The following is an 860-nucleotide window of genomic DNA, read 5'->3' on the forward strand; positions in this document are numbered from 1 at the left end:
AACCCGGCCTGGTGATCCTGGGCAAGCAGGCCATTGACGGCGACAACAACCAGACCGGCCAGATGCTGGCGGCCCTGGCCGACCTGCCCCAGGCCACCTTCGCCTCCAAGGTCGAAGTCGCCGGCGACAAGGTCCACGTGACGCGCGAAGTGGACGGCGGCCTGGAAACCCTGGCGCTGAGCACCCCCGCCATCATCACCACCGACCTGCGCCTGAACGAGCCACGTTATGTGACGCTGCCCAACATCATGAAGGCCAAGAAAAAGCAGCTGGATGTGGTCAAGCCCGAAGAGCTGGGTGTGGACGTCGCACCCCGCATCAAGACCCTGAAGGTGGCCGAGCCCGCCAAGCGCGGCGCCGGCGTCAAAGTCCCTGACGTTGCCACTTTGGTGGACAAACTGAAGAACGAAGCCAAGGTCATCTAAGCGTCCAGGAGAGAAACATCATGTCCGTACTCGTTATTGCTGAACACGACAACGCCTCCATCAAGGGCGCCACCCTGAACACCGTGACCGCGGCCAAGGCCTGCGGCGGTGACGTGCACGTGCTGGTCGCCGGTGAGAACGCCGCAGCCGCGGCCCAGGCCGCCGCCCAGATCGCTGGCGTGTCCAAGGTCATCCACGCCGATGGCGCCAGCCTCAAGGACGGCCTGGCCGAGAACATCGCCGCCCAGGTGCTGACCATCGCTGGCAGCTACAGCCACATCCTGTTCCCCGCCACCGCCTCGGGCAAGAACGCCGCCCCCCGCGTGGCCGCCAAGCTGGACGTGGGCCAGATCAGCGACATCACCGCCGTGATCGCCGCCGACACCTTCGAGCGCCCCATCTACGCCGGCAACGCCATCGCCACCGTGCAGTCGG

The 860-nt window shown here is 66.0% G+C and carries 1 protein-coding gene and 1 pseudogene; both read left to right on the top strand.

From position 1 onward, the window contains the following. On the top strand, window positions 1–425 hold a 425-nt coding region (locus SJH88_RS19245), incomplete at its 5' end, for an electron transfer flavoprotein subunit beta/FixA family protein (RefSeq protein ID WP_274755400.1). A 20-nt stretch (window positions 426–445) separates the two neighbouring features. Beyond that, window positions 446–860, top strand: a pseudogene (locus SJH88_RS19250) (electron transfer flavoprotein subunit alpha/FixB family protein); the annotation flags it as partial.

The organism is Comamonas sp. GCA5 (assembly GCF_036541385.1).
In the GTDB taxonomy this organism is placed as follows: domain Bacteria; phylum Pseudomonadota; class Gammaproteobacteria; order Burkholderiales; family Burkholderiaceae_C; genus Comamonas; species Comamonas aquatica.